This is a genomic window from Paenibacillus sp. QJM3NY_38 (assembly GCF_056173265.1).
Map to the genome: position 1 here is coordinate 3496067 of NZ_CM149665.1, position 20377 is coordinate 3516443.

The following is a 20377-nucleotide window of genomic DNA, read 5'->3' on the forward strand; positions in this document are numbered from 1 at the left end:
ATGTACATAAAAAAGACGGGGGTTATCTTATCGGCAGCCGTGCTGGCGATTAGTATGCTTGCGGGGTGCGGATCTGGTGATTCGGGGACCGAGCCAGAAGCTCTTGCGGTACTCAAGGATGGGAAATACGAACCGCCCATCACGATAGCCATCGGAAAGCAGCTGGACGAGAACGCGGGAAAATACAAGACCGGGGAGAGTGTGGACGACAACGTGTTGACGCGGTGGGCGCTGGAGAATCTGGGCATCAAGACGCAAACGACCCTTCTCGGCGGGGATGCGGGCAATTACAATACCAAGCTGCGCTTAGCCCTTACGGGGTCAGAGAAGCTGCCGGATCTGTTTCCGGTCTACGATACGACGCTGGCTAACGATTTGATCGAATCGGGGCGGGTCAAGGAGGTTACGGAGGATATAGCGAAATATATGCCCGCCCGACTGAAAGAGATCTATAAACAGTATCCAACGACGTTTAATCCGGTTGTTCGCGACGGCAAAGTATACGGCATGGCGATATCGCCGAACTTGACGGAAGGGCAGGTCATGCTGATCCGTCAGGATTGGCTGGACAGCTTAGGGTTGGAAGCGCCTACAACGATCGACGAATTCGAAAGCGTCATCGCCGCATTCACGAACGAAGATCCGGACGGTAATGGCAAGAATGATACGTACGGATTCACGTTCTCCGGAAAAGACGGCTACAATACCGGCTGGGTCAGCGATCCCGTCATGATCTTCAGCGCTTACACGGGCAAGAAGCTGCCGATGCAGTGGAGCGAAGAGAACGGCAAGCTGGCGTACGGATCGGTCGCGGACGGCAACAAGGAAGCGCTGTCTAAGCTGCGTAACTGGTATTCGAAGGGCTACCTGAACAAAGAGCTGGCTACGCAGGGAGCTTGGGATGCGATTGCCGACTTTACGGAAGGCAAAGCAGGCATTATCGTCGGTCGTCCATGGCTCTACGACAGCGTCAAGGACGTCGAGAAGAACGTCAAGGGTGCCAAGGTCAAGGCGTACGCGACGATTCAAGGCGTGGACGGAGACCGGACGTACCAGAACGGCCAGCTGAACGACGGGTACTTTATGTTCAATAAAGATTTTAGCAACATGGAAGCTTTTTTCCTGTATTACGACAAGCTATATGACGCAGCATTCGGAACGGGGGATTTCCAGTACGGTTATGCCCAGGGATACGACTACGATATCGTGGACGGAGAGGTCGTGTTTGATCCGACGAAATTCAACGAACCGATGGATGCCATTCAAGGCGTAGGAAAAATGGCATTCACCAAAAATACGCCGGCCGTTTACCCCGCAGGCAAGAACTTTTACGATCTGGCCAACGGGGCTAAACCGGACAACGGGCCTTTGATGGCCGCAGATTCGGCCCAACAGACCACGAAGGACGGATACGTCATCTCGTACGAGAACCGTGACTCGCTGCTGCCAAGCGCATTTAACGGGCCGCCGACCGCGACGATGCAGACATCCTGGGAGCAGCTGACGACCATGGAGAAGGAAACGTTCACCAAGATCATCTACGGCAATGAGCCGCTTGAAGCTTACGATGCGTTCGTACAGAACTGGTACGCCAAGGGAGGCACGCAAATTACCGAGGAAGTCAATGAATGGTATGCCGGTACAAACACCAAGGACGCGATGACCAGAATGGGGCTGGAATAATAGAAGGGAGTCACGATATGGATAACTCCGTGTTATTGTCTTGCCAAGCATTTGAAGTTGAGGACCGGATCCGCGTTGAAGCCGTTCGCTCATCTGAGTTTTGGCTGACTGCGCCGCCGGAAGGCGGCGGCATTCGGCTGCTTACGGGAACGGTCAGCAGCAGCGTTTGGACCGCATGCGAATTCGTTGCTGCCGACGTCTATCACGAGTGCCACGATGTACTGGTGCTTCTGTTCGGCTTCGGGGATCAAGAAGGGCGGTCCATCACGTATCATGTCGGCATACTGCCGAAGGTGCTGACAACGGTATGCTTGCCGCTGAAACATCTGGACGGAGAGAAGCTGTTTCTCTCCCGTTATCCAGGTATGCTGCAGACGGTGCTTCGCGGCGATGCGCGTGTCGATCGTAATTCAATCGACGGCTTCACGATTGCCACGATTCCCTCGACATCGGATCGCAGCGTCAAGATCTCTAACTTGCGCCTAAACGTCAACGAACCGGAATTCAAACGGAAGCGTCAGGTATACATCGATCGGATGGGACAGATGGTCGGCCGCGAATGGTCATGGAAAACGGCTGACGAGCAGGAACTGGCGAGCCGGCTTCAAGCCGAACGTGCAGAAGCGGGGGCAGCCGGAGAAGGTGCGGCCGAAGAATGCGAAACCGGAGGAAATACGGCACTGATTGGAATACGGAGCGGGATTCAAGCTCAAGGATCGTCCCGTACCTTGGAAGGCTTCGGTTTTGGCAAATACGGAGGCTGGAGGGGGAAAACATTCGAGCAGACCGGGTATTTCCGCACGGCCCACGATGGCTCGAATTGGTGGTTCGTCGACCCTGACGGCTTCGCATTGTTCAGTGCCGGGATGGACTGCATCGGCCCGGCTTCGCCAATGCGAATTGCGGGAATGGAACATTTGCTGCCCGAATTGCCCACACCGGAGGAAGGATACGGAGATGCATGGACGCGCGGGGGAACGGATTTCAGCTTCGAGGTTGCCAATCTGATTCGTGCATTCGGTGCGGACTGGCGTCGGGATTGGGCGTCGCTCACCGAGTTTCGGCTGCGGCACTTTGGCTTCAACACGATTGGCAATTGGTCCGATGAGAGCTTTATCCGCGATTCGTCGCTGCCGTACGTATATCCGCTGACCGACTTCCCGTCGACGGAGAGAACCATTTTCCGCGACTTTCCGGACGTGTTCAGTCCGGAGTACGAACGGGGCTCGAAGGAGTTCGCGCATCAGCTTGTGCCGCTCCGGGAGGATCGTCGTATGATCGGTTATTTCATGCGTAACGAGCCGCACTGGGCTTTTGTGGAAGGTCTGGACCTGACCCGGCTCATGCTGGAGTCCCCCGTCCGTTTCGTTAGCAAGGAACGGTTCGTGGAGTGGATAAGCGTCAAATACGAAGTGGTTGAACGGCTGAACGCGGCATGGGGGAGCGATTATGACAGCTTCCTCCAGCTGTACGAGCCGGCGCAACCGAAGGAATTCTTCCGTGCGGCCTATAGGGAGGATTGCTCGACGTTCAACCGGATTCTGATTCGGCGATACGTGGAGCTCCCGGCCCGCCTGTGTAAAGAGGCAGACCCGAACCACCTGAATTTGGGCATGCGCTATGCCTGGGTGAGCAGCGAAGAAGTGCTTGAGGGCTGCGAATGGTTCGACGTGTTTTCACTTAACTGTTACCAGTTCGCGCCTGATCGCGAGCAGATCGCAAAGATTGCGGAGAAGCTGAACCGGCCTGTCATGATCGGCGAGTACCACTTCGGGTCAGCCGAAGGGGGCTTGCCGGCTTACGGTATCCGGGCCGTAGCCACCCAGCGGGAGAGAGGCGACGCCTATCGCTATTACGTGGAACAAGCCGCGGCGATTCCGGAATTGATCGGCGTCCATTATTTTCAATGGAACGACCAGCCTGCCCTCGGCCGTTTCGACGGCGAGAATTACCAGATCGGCATGGTCGACGTTTGCAATCGACCGTATGCCAACTTCGCCGTGGCGGCGAGAACGGCGCACGAACGAATGTATGAGGTCCGTACCGGAGCGGTGCAGGCCTTCGACCGCCAACCGAGGGAAATTCCGAAGACGGGTTTTTAAGATGCGGTTTGGCCAGGCATCGTCTTCCATAAGTAAGTGTGCAGAACATCTAAAGCCCCGGGACTCCCCGGGGCTTTAAATATGCCGGCAGGAGACGTGAAGTTCATCCACGTTCGGAAATCCATGCTTGGACAGAAAGGCTTCCGCGGCCAGCCATCTCCAAGTCAAGCAACGGACCACTTGCCTACTGCGAAAGCAAGTGTGAAAACACTTGATAGGATTAGAGAGGAATCAAAACAGCAAGAAATTTACATTTATACGCAGGAATTCAAAATTTACTCGTCCTTTCAAAGCGTAGAATAGAAAATGTAACCACCCATATTCATGAAGCATGGAGGGAGGCGGGCTCAGATAATTGAAAGCGCATCCATAAAGTAGGGAGGCAAAATAGGAGGCTGCTTTGCATGCAGCGAGAAAGACTGATTTTGGGATGATACAGCAAAGTCAAAATGTTAAAGGGAAGGAGTGAAATGGTGAATGAAGATGAAAAGAGGCGTCGTGCTGTCTTTGATTTTAGGTCTCATGCTAAGCATGACCGGATATGTCCATGGAGAAGGAGCCGAACCGGCAACGGCCGGCCCGTTTCTCCATCCAGGCCTGCTTCACACCCAGATGGATTTGGCCCGGATCAAACTGAAGGTGGAGGAGGGTGCCCAGCCGTATTTGGACGGCTGGAACCAGCTCGTCAATAGCCCGTATTCGCAGGCAGGCTGGACGCCGCGTGCCACGGCAACGATCGTTCGAGGCGGAGCGGGCGACAACGTTGCCTTGCTCTATAACGATGTCGCTCGAGCCTACCAGAATGCATTAAGATGGAAGATCGCCGGCAGTACGGCGCATGGCGATACGGCGCGGGACATCCTCAACGCCTGGTCTGCCACGTTGACGACGGTCACCGGCAATGCAGACCGTTATTTGGCCGCAGGTCTTAACGGCTACCAGCTGGCCAATGCGGCCGAGCTCATGCGGGACTATCCCGGCTTCGATGTATCCCGGATGCAGAACATGCTGCTGAATGTATTCTACAAGCCCCTCAACGAGCGTTTCTTGATCGGTAACGAGTATGGCAGGGACCACAATGATGCATATATTCAAAATTATTGGGCCAATTGGGATTTGAGCAATATGGCGGCAACGGTGGCGATCGGCATTTTTTGCGACAGACGGGACATTTACGACATCGGTATCGAGTATTTCAAGCATGGGGCAGGCAACGGCTCGATTTATAACGCGATCCCATTCCTGCATCCGGACGGCCTCGCCCAATGGCAGGAATCCGGACGCGATCAGGCACACACCCAACTGGGAATCGGACTGATGGCCGTCACGAGCGAGATGGCGTGGAATCAAGGCGACGATTTGTATGGCTGGGCGAACAACCGATTTATGCGTGCCGCCGAATATGTTGCCAAATACAACAACGGAAGCGATGATGTTCCGTTCGCAGCCTACGAATGGGGGTCGGGAACGAACGGAGCTGTACAGAGGCAGACGGTCATTTCCGCCGCCGGCCGCAATGAACCGCGCCCCGTATGGGAAATGATTTATAACCATTACGCCAACCGGAAAGGGCTGTCAGTGCCTAACATCGCTGCCCGCGCACAGCGATTGAGGCCGGAAGGCGGCCCGAATGCCTCCCATGCCTCAACGTTCGACCAGCTCGGATTCGGAACGCTGCTGTATACCAGGCCGCCCGGCAGCGGCGACTCAGCCGTACTGCCAGGCGGAAACATTTCGGACTGCACGTATCGTTTCATGGTACGCCATGTCGGCAAAGCGATGACGGCATCCGGAACGGCAAGCGGCTCGAATATCGAGCAGCGAACCTTAAACGGGGATCCGAGCCAGCAATGGAACGTGGCGCATCTCGGCGGCGGGCAGTATACGATACAGAACGAGAAAAGCGGATTGTATCTGCAAATATCGAATGCTTCGTTGGATCATGGCGCCTCGTTTCAGCTGGCGAATCGTAATAGCGGTGACCATCAACGATTCGTATTCATTCCCGTCGGTGACGGGCACCACCGGATCACGCCCGTCACAAGCAACAAACCCGCGGACGTTAAAGATATCTCTACGGCGGACGGAGCGCTTATCCAGCAATGGCGGTATATCTTAGGACACCATCAGCAATGGAAACTCGAGCCCGTATCCGAGTAATGCGGATAGCGCCTTGCAGCGTACGGATAGAATGGAAGGCTTGATGATATGATGCTTGCCCGGCCACGTGGCCGGGCTTTTTTTTTTGCGTTCACGTAATGGTCGCCTTGCCCGCCCGCATCGGAGGTCAAACCGGATTTTCTTTATTTTCCATCGAAAATTGCAAGGTATCTTGCAAAAGTGCAATAGGACAAGCAACCTTGCCGAATTACACTGGATTCAAGAGAAACAAACAACAAGATTTCAACATTTCTTGTCTTGTTTTTCAAACTTCTCGATACGGATACAACCTACACTTTAGCTAAAGTTAAATCATCAGTTTTCGTACAGAAAGAAGGTTATGATCCGTGTTAAGTAACGACGAGCAGCAATGGATGAACGCCTTGATTGCGAAGATCACGGCCAAGATGGCTTGGGTAAGCGAAAAATCGAGGTTTAAGATCCCTTACACAACGATAGACGGGACGCATGACGATCGTTCCGCCTCGAATCCCTCCGGCACGTTGACGGACGGGATCAATTGGTGGACGAACGGGTTCTGGGGCGGCATGATGTGGCTGATGTACCACGAAACGGGCAACGAAAAATATAAAGATGTTGCGGTGATTTCCGAAGCCAAACTGGATCGATGCTTTGACGAGTTTTACGGGCTGCATCACGACGTCGGGTTTATGTGGCTACTGACGAGCGTTGCCAATTTCAAGCTGACGTCAAACCCTGATTCCCGAAAAAGAGCCATGCACGCCGCTACGCTGCTGGCAGGAAGATTCAACCCGGCCGGCGGCTTTATTCGCGCCTGGAATGATCTGGATGACGGTGATACGCGCGGCTGGGCGATTGTCGACTGCATGTTCAACATTCCGCTCCTTTACTGGGCAACGGAAGAGACGGGTGATCCGAGATTCAAGCAGATTGCGGAAAGACATGCGGATACGGCCATGACGGCATTCGTCCGGATGGACGGTTCGGTTCATCATATCGTGGAATTCGACCCTTACGAAGGCGGCGTTGTCCGAACATACGGCGGCCAAGGTTACGAAGAGGGTTCCTCTTGGACAAGAGGCCAGACATGGGCGATGTACGGCTTCATGATGAGTTACAAGCACACCGGCAAAGCCGAATATCTCGATACCGCCAAGCGGATCGCTCATTACTTCATGGCGAACATTCCTGAAGACGGGGTCATTCCGGTCGATTTCCGGCAGCCTCCCGAACCAAAGCGGGATGACGATACGGCTGCCGCCATCGCGGCATGCGGGTTGATCGAGATAGCCAGGTGCGTCGGAACGTACGACAAGCACATTTATCTGAAGGCGGCGCTGAAGCTGCTGAAATCCTTGGAGTCTCGGAGCGATTGGACCGAACGATCAGATGCGATCATTCAGCGCGGTTCAGCCGCGTACCGCGGCAGCGCGCATCACCAGCCGATTATTTACGGGGATTACTTCTTCATGGAAGCTGCGTTCAAGCTGAAGGGCAATGATCTTTATTTATGGTAACGTCGTAATTCGGTCTGGGGCAGAGCGGAATGGAAGTTTGTCGTACGTTCACGATTCCGGCATGGAGGAATGGATATGAAACGTATGTTTGAGGCGGTTGTTTTCGGAGGGGCGAAACTATTCTGGGATTATCGGCACCGCAATACCGATCAGTACAAAGGCTACTATCACTGGCACCAGTGCTGCGAGATGTTATTCGTCCACGAGGGGACGGGGCATGTCGTCGTAGGCGGCGATACTTTCCCTATCCGGAGGGGAATGCTGTTCTTCTTTCGTCCGTATCAACTGCACCATGTCTATGCCAACGTCAGCCCGGAGCAGCCGTATACACGTACGATCTTCCACTTTGATTCGCAGCTGGCCGATGAATTACTGCGTCCCTTCGCAAGGCGTCACGGATTGTTTGCCGCTTTATGGCAAGGCAGCCACCCTATCCAAGCGTTTGATATGAAGGCAGCCGAGGAAACGGTCGAACGTAATTTGGACGATTATGATCGTACCAGGCAAGAAGGCAAGGGCGAGGACGCAGAGGAGATCGGCATGCTCATCCTGCGGCTGCTGGATACGGTCATTCGATATGATCCATCGGGTCAAAGCCGGTCGCCGGGAACATTGGAGCGGAAGTCGACCGGTTATGTGCAGCAGGCGATGCGCTGGATCGACGAACACTATCAGGAAACGTTCTATCTGGACGATCTTGCAGATGCCATGCATCTATCGAAATTTTATTTATCGAAGCTGTTCCATGAAGAAACGGGAAGCACGCTGAAGGAATATGTGACAGCGAAGCGCATGAGGCAAGCGTGCAGGCTGCTCGAAACGACCGCGAAGTCAGTGGAGTGGATCGGGTCCGAAGTCGGCATATCGAACCCGTCCTACTTCGTTCAGGTGTTCAAGCATGAAGTGGGGACGACCCCGCTCAAATATCGAACAGGGTTTATTCACTCGGTACACGGCAAGGGGAAAGCGCACTAACCACTCGTCACGGGGAGTACAACAACCAATGAACATTTTCGCGCATCGTTTTGCCATTTTGACAGCCTCATTGAAGATACAATGGGTTCAAAGAGCAGCAGATGGGAATGAGAGCGTTAGCTGCGCAAAGACTAATGCTATGGTTTACGGGGGATGAATCCATGATGAAGGAACGATCCCTAAGATTGCTGGAAGGAAGTGCAGGCTGTTGAATAAGTTGAATGTCGCTCCTGTCCCCAAAAATGAAAACGGTAACAGGATGGCCGCGAATAAGGCGGGGACCTGGAAAGAGACCTGGAAAAATTACAAGAAAAGCAAGTATTTATTTTTTATGCTCATCCCTACTTTGATCTGGTTCGGCATTTTCCATTATGGGCCGTTATACGGCATCCAACTCGCGTTTAAGGATTTCAGCCCAATCAAGGGAATATGGGGCAGCGAGTGGGTCGGACTCGAACATTTTGAGTTTTTGTTCTTTCAGTCGCCCGACTTTGCCCGGATTTTTCAAAATACGCTGCTGATCAGCCTGTACAATATTGTTTTCGGGTTTCCTGCGCCGATCCTTCTCGCGCTTCTGTTGAATGAGCTGCGTTCCCACAGGTTCAAGCGAGTAGCGCAGTCGATCTCGTATATTCCCCACTTTTTCTCCTGGGTTATATTGTCGGGCATCATTATCGTCATGTTGTCGCCATCGGAAGGACCCGTGAATTACATTTTGCAGCTTTTTGGCTTGGAGCCTGTGTACTTCTTGGCGGATCCCGAGTATTTCCGTCCGACGCTGGTTGCTACGAATATCTGGAAAGAGATCGGATGGGGAACGATCATTTACTTGGCCGCGCTGGCGGGCATTGATCCTACCTTGTACGAGGCTTCCGTAATCGATGGAGCAGGCAGATGGAAAAAAATGTGGCATATTACGCTGCCTTCGATTCTGCCTGTCGTTTCGATCATGTTCATCCTGTCGCTCGGCGGCATCCTGAATGCCGGATTCGACCAAATCTTCAACTTGTACAGCCCAGCTGTATATGAGGTCGCCGATGTCATCGATACCTATGTATACCGGGCAGGCATCCAGCAGGCTCAGTTCGGGTTAACGACGGCCGTCGGATTATTCAAGAACGTCATCGGCATCATGCTGGTGCTGGGCACCAATTACGTCATGAAGAAAATGGGACAGGAAGGCGTCCTCTAATGAGGACCAGAAGGAGATGAGCAGTCTTATGAAAATGAGTTCGGGAGAGCGTATATTTCAATGCATCCTTATTCTATTCGTTACCTTCTTATGTATTGTAACCGTTTACCCTTTCTTGCATATTGCATCCGTATCGTTAAGCAGCCCGAGTGAAGCGAGTCGTTTCGGTTTCCATGTATATCCGCGGGAGCTGGACTTCTTCGCCTGGAACCAGGTATTAAGCCAGACAAAAATTTGGATCGGATTTGGCAACTCGGTGTTTCGGACCATTGTCGGAACAGCCATGTCTTTGATTGCGATGTCGCTGTGCGCATATCCGCTGTCACGCAAATATTTGCCGCACCGCAGCTTTTATACCATGGTCATTCTGTTCACCATGTTCTTCGGGGGCGGCATCATTCCGACGTATTTGTTGATGAAGTCTCTGCATTTGATGGATACCCGCTGGATCTACATTTTGCCGGGACTGATTCCGGTGTTCTCGATGCTGGTGCTGCGCAATTTCTTCATGGCGATCCCGACGGAGCTGGAGGAGTCCGCGAAGATCGATGGAGCCAACGATGTCAGCATATTATTCCGCATTATTCTTCCTCTTTCGAAGCCGGTGCTCGCTACATTGGCTCTCTGGGCCGCGGTTGGGCATTGGAACGCATGGTTCGACGCCGTACTCTATGTAACGGATCAGAACAAGCAAGTGCTGCAATTTTTCCTTCGTGAAATCGTCATCACCAATACGGATGCGGAAACGTTCGGGCGAACCGTCGTAGGCAATTTCGAGTATACGTCGTCCATTAAAGCAGCAACCATCATGTTTGCGGCATTGCCGATTCTGATCGTGTATCCATTCCTTCAGAAGTATTTCGTGAAGGGGACGATGATCGGCTCGCTTAAGGGCTGAGCGTTATAATCGGGAAGTGAAAACACTCCCGTTTATATAAAGTAACTGGTTCAAAAAAGGGAGGATCTAAACATGAAACATTGGAAAAGGCTCGGCTTGATCACAGCTCTGTCCATCTCACTGGTGGCTACAGGCTGTAGTGGAAGCTCAAGCGGCAATGAGACCGCCGAAACCGATAAGCAAGGCGAAGACAAACCGATCGTCATTATGACCAACGCTTCGACCTGGGACATTCCGACTGATGATGGCAATCCAACACAGAAGTATTTGGAAGAACGTTATAACGTGAAGTTCGTCAACATGAGAGGAAATGACGAGAATTTCAAAGTCATGGTCGCTTCCGGAGAGATTCCTGATATTTTACCTCATAACATCAGTGAGGCGGACATGACGAACTGGGCAAGGCAAGGAGTGATCGCCAGCATTTCCGTTGACGAAATCAAGAAATATATGCCTACCTACGTGAAGGAAGTCGAGGAAATTGACCCTAACGCCTGGGATGTCGGGATCATCGACGGAAAAAACTATGGCGTCCCCCGTATTTGGCTGAACGGAGCCTATGGTTTCATACCGACCTATAACGGAGAGTGGTTGAAAGCGGTCGGGTATGACGAGCCGCCCAAAACGCTCGAACAATTGGAAGACGTGCTAACCAAATTCCGCAACAATGACCCGGATGGTAACGGCAAGAAGGACACCTACGGCATGAGCGGACGCGGGAAAGACGTAAGGGCACAAATGTTCAATTCCATTTATGCCGCATACGGGGTTAATCCCTATCATTTCATGTTAACCGACGATGGTACGGTGACATGGGGCGGAATTTCGGAACAGGCCAAGGAAGCTACGAAGCGGCTAAGAGCTTGGTACCATGATGGACTTATCGATCCGGAGTTCATGACGGATGACGGTGCGTTGATCGGCCAGAAGTGGGGCAGCCACAAAATCGGATATGTCGATAACAGCATGTACCACCATTTATTCGCCGGACAGGAAGCCGATAAGACGAACGGCACCAATCCCGTATACGGCAAAGGCGTCATCGGGCCCGCAGGCGAATCGATCGTGATGTCCAACGGTGCGCTTCAGGTACCGCTCCTGTTCGGCAAGCAGGTCGAGGAGGACGAAGCCAAACGCATTAAGATATTGCAGATGCTGGAGGATCTGACTTCCAGCGACGAAGCTTACCTTCGCAGCGTTTTCGGTGAAGAAGGCGTGTCTTACGACCTGGTGGACGGCGCCGTCGTCATGAAAGAGCCTTATGCCAGCACCGTCGAAGAAGCTCGTGCCATGGGGTACGGCGGTTATTATAACCCGTTGGTGGAACGGGATTCGAGCATGTGGAAATACCACTTCTCGAAAGAGAAACTGGAATTCAGGGAGACGGTGAACGAGGGAATGAAGCCGATTTCGGATATTCTTGGCCCGACGGCGCTGGAAAGCAAGGGCAAGTACTGGGCAACGCTCGTAACGCTCCAGGATGAGTTCTACACCAAGGCCATCATCGGGAAGGACGATCTGGACGCTTCTTTTGAGGCTTTCAAGACGCAATGGCTAAAAACCGGCGGTCAGGAAGTGCTGGACGAGGCGACGGCTGTTTACCAAGCACGCCAAGCGGCTAAATAAGCCCAGTTTATCGTTCATTTGAACCGGGTTGCCATGATGAGACTTCGTCCGCTGCGATGAAGATTCCATCTTGGCAGCCCTCTATAATCCCATTTTTCACTCGGAATGGGGAATCAGCTTAGGATTATTTTGTTGTTCGGAGGAATGAACATGAACCAAATGTTATCAGCGCTCGTCACCTATCCCGCGCCAGACGGCGCGGCCTTAAACGATGATTTCGCGGTCCGTGTCAGGACGGTGGACAGGGAATACCAAGACCTCTGCACCTATCTGGTTCGGGTTGATATGCACGATGTGCGCGAAGCGTCCATGGCGACATTCGATTTTGCCGGCATTGTCGAGGTCGAGATTACTTATAGGAGAGAGGCGCTTCATCAAGTGGAAGTCAGGCCTATAGCCAGTCACATCCAATCCAATCACGATGCCAATAAAATCTGGCTCCGGCTTGACCGGCCATGCAGCTTAAGCATTGAGGCGAACGGGGATCGGTTTCACAATCTTCATCTGTTTGCGAACGGTCTCGAAGTAGATGCGCCGGATCCGAAATCCTGCGAAGTAGCCTTCATTGAACCCGGGGAATATGGGATTCAGGACAAAATCGATCTTCTTCCATCTGCAAGCGAAGCGGGAGAGCAATCCATTCGCGTCATTTATTTCGGACCCGGCATGCACCGATTCCAGGATGGATTATTTCATGTGCCATCGAACACGACGGTGTATCTTGCGGGCGGATCTATCATTATCGGTTCGCTTGTATGCGATCACGTCGAGAACGTCCATATTCGGGGTAGAGGGATTGTTTACTTGCGGGACATCGAGAAGACCACCTATTGGCGGTCCGTGCAAATCAATTATTCCCGCCACATTACGGTCGAGGACATCATCTCCATCGATCCGCCCCACTACAGCATTCATCTGGGCCAATCGGAGAACGTTCGCATTCGCGGCTTCAAGGCGTTCAGCACGCGAGGGTGGTGCGACGGCATTGATATGATGTCCTGTCGTAATGTCCTTATCGAGGACGTGTTTCTGCGCACCTCCGACGATTGCATCGCCATTTATGCCAGCCGCGGCGCATTTAAGGGCGATACGTCGAACGTACGGGTGAATCGCGCGGTTCTGTGGGCAGACGTAGCTCATCCCGTTATGATAGGCGTTCATGGCGACCATGAGGGGAGCGGGGATACCATCGAAAATATTTCCTTCCACGATATCGATATCCTGGAGCATCATGAGCCCCAAGACGGTTATTGGGGCTGTCTGGCCATCAATGCCGGAGATCAAAATACGGTAAGGAACGTATCCTTCAACGATGTACGAATCGAGCCGTTCGAGCTGGGAAGGCTCTTCGATATACGGGTCTTTCATAACCCGAAATATAATCCCGTTCCCGGCAACCGCGTGGAGAATGTATATTTCAACGATGTTTCCTATCAAGGAACGTGCGATAATCCTTCGGTGATTGCGGGTTACGACGCGAAGCGAATGGTGACAGGCGTTCATTTCCGCAATCTGCGCATCAATGGTGAGCCTATTACGAACGCCGAAGCGGGCCATTTTCAATGCAACGAGTTTCAAAGCAACGTGACGTTTGAATAGGCGGGTCTTCCGACAGGCTTTCCGTTATAAATAGGCCAGACGAAACTTGATCAAGACTATGAATGACCGAAGCAGCTAGAGCATGTGAACGCTTACCCATAAATTTTAAGATATGAATCTAGGGGAGGGCAACAATCGAATGCAAAGTCTCATTACTTCTGTATTTCAACGTAGGAAGGAACCGGGAAAATGGGGCAGGAAGCTTGTTGTCCTGTGCTTGGCAGTTTCATTGATGCTGCCATCGATCGGAATGGAATCCACATCCGCCGCTCAGGCACCTGCCGACGCATCCGGCGGGACATCCCAAGCAGCAGGTTTCTTGGATCAAATCGTATTCGGCGACACGGCATCGGAAACTGCCCATCATTTCCAGGGAGCGTTCACAAGCTCGATCATCGGGCTCTTCGATGAGCCTGCCAGAATATCGAACCCGCGGCAACCGGCGGAAGGGCAGGGCGGAGATTTGACGTTTACGATGAAGGTCGACCCCGTTTTACGCAATTATATCACTGTGAAATTTTCCGGCAACGAAACCTCCTCCGTCAGCATGATTCATATAAACGGAGAGCAGGTCGGTTATATCAGCAACGGGGATTATGAAGCCATCAACAAGGGCTAGATGATGCCGAACCGGTTCTTTTACAATACGATATTGCTTCCCCTGGAATCGACGGCCGGGAAAGATACGGTCGAAATCACGATTAAATCGTTCAACCCATGGGGGACGATGATCACCGACACGAGGGGCTATTATAGTGCCTACACCCATACACAAGCCTATATTCCTGTCGATGGGGAACAGCAGGGGCATAAATTTAAACCGGGCCAGAACCCGGATACGATGCTGCCGCCCGATCTGACGGATGCCGAGAAGCAGGCGCTGCTTGACAACTACAGACAGGATCACATCAATCTGTTCAACACGTTATCGGGGAAAGTCGATGGAAGTGCCGGCAGTAAATTATCGATTATTCGCTATCAGGATGAACTGATGTTTTACGCGAGCGTTCTGAAATACGACTGGTCGCCGGCAAAGACGCCTGAAGAGAAAAGAGCGGCGCTGGAACGAATCTTCAAAACGATCGATAATCATGTCAAAGATTATTACGGCAATACGAGACTGGTGCTGCGCGGCGGACACCAGGGCGATTGGGGCGGTTATTACGGCGCGCTTGGCGAAGCGCTGTATATCGCGGAGAATCTGATTAGAGACGATGAGATCTACGGAGAAGAGGCATTCCATGCGTTTCTGGATGAACCGTTCGTTACGGGAAGCGTTGCCGGCGAATTTTCTTTGGCCGGTGTGGACTGGGATGGCGGGGAATTGACGCGCAGAGAGGCCTGGGAGCGGACGCTGAAGGCGAATTTTGATTTCGCCAGGACCCGGCTGTCTTATATTTATAACCAGGTTTACTATACGTATGTTGGAGCCTGGGAGGCACACGAAGGACTGCGGATCATCGGCTCGGATTACTACGAGGGCAGAGAACGCAGTCAACGGATCCTGCTTGAATCTTTGGGGATACAGCCGTTTCTTGGAGAAGAAGAGCTGGTCGGCCCGGATGGTCAAGAGTTGGATCTGTACCATTCGCTGTTCTATCACGATGGGAGTGCGGTCTTTACCGATGACTTCGTACACATCGTCGGCAAGGGGCTTGCCAAGAGCAAGCTGGACGCCGACGGCAATGTCGTTAGACGGTTGCCCTACGGCATGCATTATACCGGTTTGACCGAGGCGGGGCTCACGAGGGAGAACGGCTATGTTGCGAACTACGGAGAATCTGCCAACTATCTTGTCACTTATTTCTATAAAACGCTTAACCACGCCGGCGACGAGAACATGAATGACGAGATTCTGAAGGCGGCGTTGAAATCGGTTCATGCCCGCGGATTTGTCCGTTACACGTCTCTGGATGATAATGGGAAAAGAATCATGCGAGCGGAGCAAGTAACGGATGAGCGAAATCAGGGATTAACCGGCATGCCTGCTTACAGCGCCAGAATCGGGCTCGGCATGGGGATGCAATTCGCGTCGCTGGAGATGGCGATGGCTCAGGACGAGGCGAGGTACAGTGGTCCGGAATGGGAGGAATACTGGGAGTTTGCCAAGGAAGCGGTCGGTTTCGTGCAGCAGCAGCTTGCCGATCATCAGCTGCTCCACACCAAGGATTTCGGACACCGGGGAACGATGAGCGGACCCGATTTCCGGTTGGCAGACACTTATGAATACATTACAACCGGTCGTGCCGATTACGACCGGTTCGGAGGCGATATCCAGGCGGGTGTCGTTCTGCCGCATACGGATTTCGATTACTATAAACCGGAAGAAATCGCAGCGTTGGGCGTTGATCCGAATGATTACGATCAATGGGCTTGGGCAGATGTCGACAACATGTACGTGTCGGTCAGAGACGGCGATTTCAGGATGCTGGGTTCCTTGTTTTATCGCAATCGAGGGATGGCAGGCAACGGGCGGCTTCATATTATGAAGGATCCATATGACCATATCGTTCAGATCGCGACCAATAACCTTTTCCGATATGAAGATTATTACTTGCGTGCAGGCAACATCGATTGGGATTTCCAGTCTGATCGTGCGAACAATTGGAGCGGAGCGCCGCAGGCGCTGGCCGGAGAGCCTTCGCCGATTTCTTATCAGCCCGGCGTAGGCACCGTCAATCGCGATAATTTCGAAGCGGATACCCCTTATTCCGGATATCCCGAGCTGCAGACTTCCAGATACGGAAAATATTTCATGATTTTTAACACGACCCGGGACGAATACGGAAACAAACAAACCTTCGACGTTGAGCTGCCGTCCGACTTCTCGGGCGCCGAGGTGATCGACCTTGTATCGGGGACGAACGTGCCGGTTGTGGACGGCAAGGTAACGGCTGTGCCGAAATCCGCCATGGTGCTGAAACTAACCTCTGATCACGAACTCGCCCCTAAACCGTTTCATGTCGATTTCGTGCATGCGCTTGCAGGTAACGGTTACGTGGGCGTCACTTGGAAAACGACGTCCGGCGGTCAGTCCTATACCGTGAAGCGATCGGAGTCGGAAGAAGGGCCTTATTCGGTCATTGCAACGGATGTCCAAGGCAATTATTACAAGGATACGAACGTGCAAAACGGTAAGGTTTACTACTATACAGTCTCTGCTGTGAACGAGAACGGCGAGGGCTGGGATTCTTATCGAGTGAAAGTTGATTTGACCGCGCCGGTATCCGCCAACGCAGACGATGTTTGGCGCGACGACCGGATTGGCAATACGTCAGGCACCGCCTTGATCAACGGTTCTTCCATAACGATTGAAGGAGCCGAAGGAACGGGGCTTGGTCAAGGGGACGATTACAATCTATATCTACGGGATATCCACGATTCGCTGCATTATGTTAGCCGGGTAACCGTAGGAAGCAGTACCATCAGCGCGAAGATCGACGGTGCTTCGGGTGAAGCTAGCGGCATCATGATGCGGGATCGGCACACCGCTGATAAAGCAAGATATATTTATTTCGGAGCGGATGAGAATGGGGAGCTTGTCTTGCAGAACCGAACGCGGAACTCCTTCCATCATTGGTGGAATGAAACGGCAAGCCCCTATGATGCGAAGCTGCAGGGATATACGGCCGCCGAGTATCCGTACGTGAAATTGATACGCGACCACGATTCACAGACGGTGTACGCGTTTGTATCCAAGGACGGCAGCAATTGGACCTATATTATGAAAATTTCCACATTGTTGACTTATGCATACTACACGGGCGTTACCGCTTCCGATTCAGCCCAGTTCAGCGACGTAACGGTTACGGAAACGCCGCAAGGCCATCTCACACCGTTCCTTGTAAAGCAGCAGGATCAGATCACGATCCATTGGAACAAGCCGAAGCAGGCTTCTTGGTTTAACGTGTATCGCACGACCGATGACGAGGCGGGCCTGACCGATCCGGAATTGAAACCGGGCACCACAGAGCCGGTTGAGGGATCGCCGTGGACACTCGTCCTGTCAGGGACTAGAGGCACTTCTTACGAGGAATCCAACGTCCGGAATGGCAAGGTGTTTTACAAGATCCTGCCGATTCACGCTGATGGATCCGCGCAGGCCTTCTATGACGTGATGGTTTCTGCGGACTCCCTCGAAGACGTGTTAAGGCATGCCGAGGGCCTGCCGGCATCGGACTATACGAAGGCAAGTTACTACTTGTACCACCAAGAACTGGAACGGATTAAGACGGAGATGAACAAGCCGGAAAGAGACGTGGAAGCGCTGATTAATGAGGTCTATTCGGCACAGAATTTGCTGGAGCCCTATAAGGCAGCGCTCTACCCGTTCGACGGAAACGCCGATAATGTCTTGAGTTCGTCCAGTGCTGCCTTATCCGGAACAACCGAGTACACGGCCGGAAAAGTTGGGCAGGCGGTCGAGCTGAACGGAATAGATGCCTATGTCACTCTTCCAGCGACCGATAAAAAAGCAGCAGCCGACAACATCACGATCGCGGCTTGGGTGTACTGGAAGGGAGGCAGTCAGTGGCAGCGGATATTCGATTTTGGGAACAACACCAATCAATATTTGTTTCTATCGCCGCGATCGGGCAGCAATACGCTTCGCTTCGCCATCAAGAACGGGGGCGGCGAGCAGTTCGTGGAGACGGGGCAGCTTGCTACGGATCAGTGGGTGCACATAGCGGTTACGTTGGGAGACGGCGCGGGCAAATTGTACGTCAACGGCGAATTGAAAGCCGAGAAGAACAACATGACAATCAAACCGAGCGACTTCAAGCCCAGCAACAACTATATCGGCAGGAGTCAATTCGCAGATCCGTTGTTTACCGGTAAGATCGATGACTTTCGTGTGTATGATTCCGTATTAAGCTCTGAAGAAATACAGGCTGTTTATAACAAAACATCTACATGGTTTGACGATTCCCTGCTTGCCTTGCTGCTGAATAAAGCTTCCAAGGTGGATGCGGAATGCTGTACGCCAGAAAGTTATGAAGTGCTGGAGGTAGCCATGGCTCATGCGAATACGGTGGCATCTGCGGGTGATTCCAACCAGGAGGATGTCGATGTTGCTTCCACCGATCTGCTTGCCGCACTCGAAGGTCTCCAGCGAAAAGGCGTCGATGTTACGGCAGATCCAACCGAGCCGAACGGCAGCAATGGCTGGTACACGAGTCCTGTAATCCTTACATTGAAACCGGCTGCGAGCACGGAGTACAGCCTGGATGGAGGAAACACATGGATGGCCTACAAGGAGCAGGTTGTTCTGAACGAAGAAGGGATCCATCGTTTCTTATATCGTTCTACCGCTGATGCGGATCAATCCGGATCGCTGGAGATTAAACTTGACTTGACAGAACCAGAACTGCACTTTCATGGCGAGTCTTCCTATACCATCGATCAGCAGGTGAGCATCACGTGCAGCGCGGCGGATGTAACCTCCAGCGTATACGGTACGCCATGCGATGGACCGCTGCTGCAGACGCAAGCGTATCTTCTCGAACCGGGAGAGAACAAGGTAACGGTTACAGTAGAGGATCTGGCAGGACACCGGACAACGGGTACGCATGCATTTACGGTGACGGCGACGTATGACGGCTTAAAGAGCATGACGAATGCATTCTTGCGTGAGACGGGAGACCATGCTTGGGAAGCGGTGGCGAAATCCTATAATAAAAAGCTGGAGCAGGCAAAAGAAAAGGCTGACAGCGGTCACATCGAAGCCGCAAGAGGAATCATGAACGGGTATATCGGTCAGGTTCGGGGCCATGCCGGGAAGTTCTTTACCGAGGAACAAGCTTCGATTCTGGTCCGATGGGCCGAAACGGTTTACTGATTTGCTTATGACAACAACCGCCTTTGATAGGCGGTTTTTTTCTTGGTTTTAGGATTAGAAGTCATATCCAACCGCTTTTTTCACATAAAATGTACAAGCTTGGTATTCGTAGGCGGGAGTGAATGCGATTGAACGTGAATTTGTTAATTAGCTACATTATTCTGGGATTAACATTGGCTGCTCCGATCGGGCCCGTGAATTCGGCCAGGCTTGATAAAGGCATTAAGAACGGGTTTTGGCATGCTTGGGTAGTCGGAGCTGGATCAATGCTGGCAGACGCAGCTTTTATGTTGTTCATTTATTTAGGTCTCGTTCAATTTCTTAATTTTCCGATCGTTCAGATCTTTTTGTGGCTCTTTGGCGGATTCGTGTTAATTTACAGCGGGGTTGAAAGCATAACGAAAGTGAATAAATTGAAAATCAGCTCGGCGGCAAGCAAAAAGGATTCGTTGTTAAGCTGTTTTCTGCTCGGTTTTTTCATGTCCATCACGAGTCCTTTATCCATCCTGTTTTGGCTGGGGATTTATGGCTCCATCCTGGCCAAGACTGCCTCAGCGTTCGGGACGAGCCATTTGCTGTTGTATAGCAGCATGATCTTTTTGGGCTTAACCCTTTGGGATCTATGCGTTGCCGGTTTAACGACAGGACTTCGTCGCTTCCTCAATGAGAACATGCTGACTGCGATTTCGGTCATATCGGGAATATCACTGATCGGTTTCGGTGTGTACTTTGGTATTCAGGGCATTCTTGCGTTAACAGGATAACCAAGTGGTCTTCTACCCAATTCCGTTCAATATACATGGG

The 20377-nt window shown here is 52.3% G+C and carries 12 protein-coding genes; all 12 read left to right on the forward strand.

From position 1 onward, the window contains the following. The 12 genes from AC0VZ8_RS16220 to AC0VZ8_RS16275 all read left to right on the forward strand — a co-directional run bounded on the left by AC0VZ8_RS16220 (window position 1) and on the right by AC0VZ8_RS16275 (window position 20337). Window positions 1–1683: a type 2 periplasmic-binding domain-containing protein gene (locus AC0VZ8_RS16220; RefSeq protein ID WP_475487536.1), complete on the forward strand. Its 1683-nt coding sequence runs from the start codon at window positions 1–3 to the stop codon at window positions 1681–1683. Between the two features lie 17 nt (window positions 1684–1700). After that, window positions 1701–3785: a beta-galactosidase gene (locus AC0VZ8_RS16225; RefSeq protein WP_475487537.1), complete on the forward strand. Its 2085-nt coding sequence runs from the start codon at window positions 1701–1703 to the stop codon at window positions 3783–3785. A gap of 477 nt (window positions 3786–4262) precedes the next feature. Further along, entirely contained in the window at window positions 4263–5945 is a 1683-nt protein-coding gene (locus tag AC0VZ8_RS16230; RefSeq protein WP_475487538.1) for an RICIN domain-containing protein, read from the forward strand. A gap of 374 nt (window positions 5946–6319) precedes the next feature. After that, window positions 6320–7444 carry an AGE family epimerase/isomerase gene (locus AC0VZ8_RS16235; RefSeq protein WP_475487697.1) on the forward strand — a complete coding sequence of 375 codons (1125 nt, stop codon included), beginning with the start codon at window positions 6320–6322 and terminating at the stop codon, window positions 7442–7444. Between the two features lie 75 nt (window positions 7445–7519). Then, entirely contained in the window at window positions 7520–8419 is a 900-nt protein-coding gene (locus AC0VZ8_RS16240; RefSeq protein WP_475487539.1) for a helix-turn-helix domain-containing protein, read from the forward strand. Between the two features lie 208 nt (window positions 8420–8627). Beyond that, window positions 8628–9611 (forward strand): ABC transporter permease, encoded by a 984-nt coding sequence (locus tag AC0VZ8_RS16245; protein ID WP_475487540.1) that lies wholly within the window; start codon window positions 8628–8630, stop codon window positions 9609–9611. Between the two features lie 28 nt (window positions 9612–9639). Further along, window positions 9640–10509 carry a carbohydrate ABC transporter permease gene (locus tag AC0VZ8_RS16250; protein WP_475487541.1) on the forward strand — a complete coding sequence of 290 codons (870 nt, stop codon included), beginning with the start codon at window positions 9640–9642 and terminating at the stop codon, window positions 10507–10509. A 72-nt stretch (window positions 10510–10581) separates the two neighbouring features. Next, window positions 10582–12135: an extracellular solute-binding protein gene (locus AC0VZ8_RS16255; protein ID WP_475487542.1), complete on the forward strand. Its 1554-nt coding sequence runs from the start codon at window positions 10582–10584 to the stop codon at window positions 12133–12135. Window positions 12136–12285: 150 nt separating this feature from the next. Beyond that, window positions 12286–13734, forward strand: a complete 1449-nt coding sequence (locus tag AC0VZ8_RS16260; protein WP_475487543.1) for a glycosyl hydrolase family 28 protein — start codon at window positions 12286–12288, stop codon at window positions 13732–13734. A gap of 139 nt (window positions 13735–13873) precedes the next feature. Further along, the gene (locus tag AC0VZ8_RS16265) at window positions 13874–14353 is read left to right on the forward strand and encodes a hypothetical protein (protein ID WP_475487544.1); all 480 of its coding nucleotides are present in this window, start codon (window positions 13874–13876) and stop codon (window positions 14351–14353) included. Then, window positions 14354–19573: a LamG domain-containing protein gene (locus AC0VZ8_RS16270; protein WP_475487545.1), complete on the forward strand. Its 5220-nt coding sequence runs from the start codon at window positions 14354–14356 to the stop codon at window positions 19571–19573. Between the two features lie 128 nt (window positions 19574–19701). After that, on the forward strand, window positions 19702–20337 hold the full coding sequence (locus tag AC0VZ8_RS16275) for a LysE family transporter (protein ID WP_475487546.1): 636 nt from the start codon (window positions 19702–19704) through the stop codon (window positions 20335–20337). Window positions 20338–20377 lie beyond the last annotated feature (40 nt).

Bases quoted from the DNA above. Each gene is read 5' to 3' on its own strand.
- AC0VZ8_RS16235 (WP_475487697.1), top strand. From the start codon at position 6,320: ATGAACGCCTTGATTGCGAAGATCACGGCCAAGATGGCTTGGGTAAGC.
- AC0VZ8_RS16265 (WP_475487544.1), top strand. From the start codon at position 13,874: ATGCAAAGTCTCATTACTTCTGTATTTCAACGTAGGAAGGAACCGGGA.
- AC0VZ8_RS16225 (WP_475487537.1), top strand. From the start codon at position 1,701: ATGGATAACTCCGTGTTATTGTCTTGCCAAGCATTTGAAGTTGAGGAC.
- AC0VZ8_RS16260 (WP_475487543.1), top strand. From the start codon at position 12,286: ATGAACCAAATGTTATCAGCGCTCGTCACCTATCCCGCGCCAGACGGC.
- AC0VZ8_RS16250 (WP_475487541.1), top strand. From the start codon at position 9,640: ATGAAAATGAGTTCGGGAGAGCGTATATTTCAATGCATCCTTATTCTA.
- AC0VZ8_RS16255 (WP_475487542.1), top strand. From the start codon at position 10,582: ATGAAACATTGGAAAAGGCTCGGCTTGATCACAGCTCTGTCCATCTCA.
- AC0VZ8_RS16230 (WP_475487538.1), top strand. From the start codon at position 4,263: ATGAAGATGAAAAGAGGCGTCGTGCTGTCTTTGATTTTAGGTCTCATG.
- AC0VZ8_RS16220 (WP_475487536.1), top strand. From the start codon at position 1: ATGTACATAAAAAAGACGGGGGTTATCTTATCGGCAGCCGTGCTGGCG.
- AC0VZ8_RS16240 (WP_475487539.1), top strand. From the start codon at position 7,520: ATGAAACGTATGTTTGAGGCGGTTGTTTTCGGAGGGGCGAAACTATTC.
- AC0VZ8_RS16270 (WP_475487545.1), top strand. From the start codon at position 14,354: ATGATGCCGAACCGGTTCTTTTACAATACGATATTGCTTCCCCTGGAA.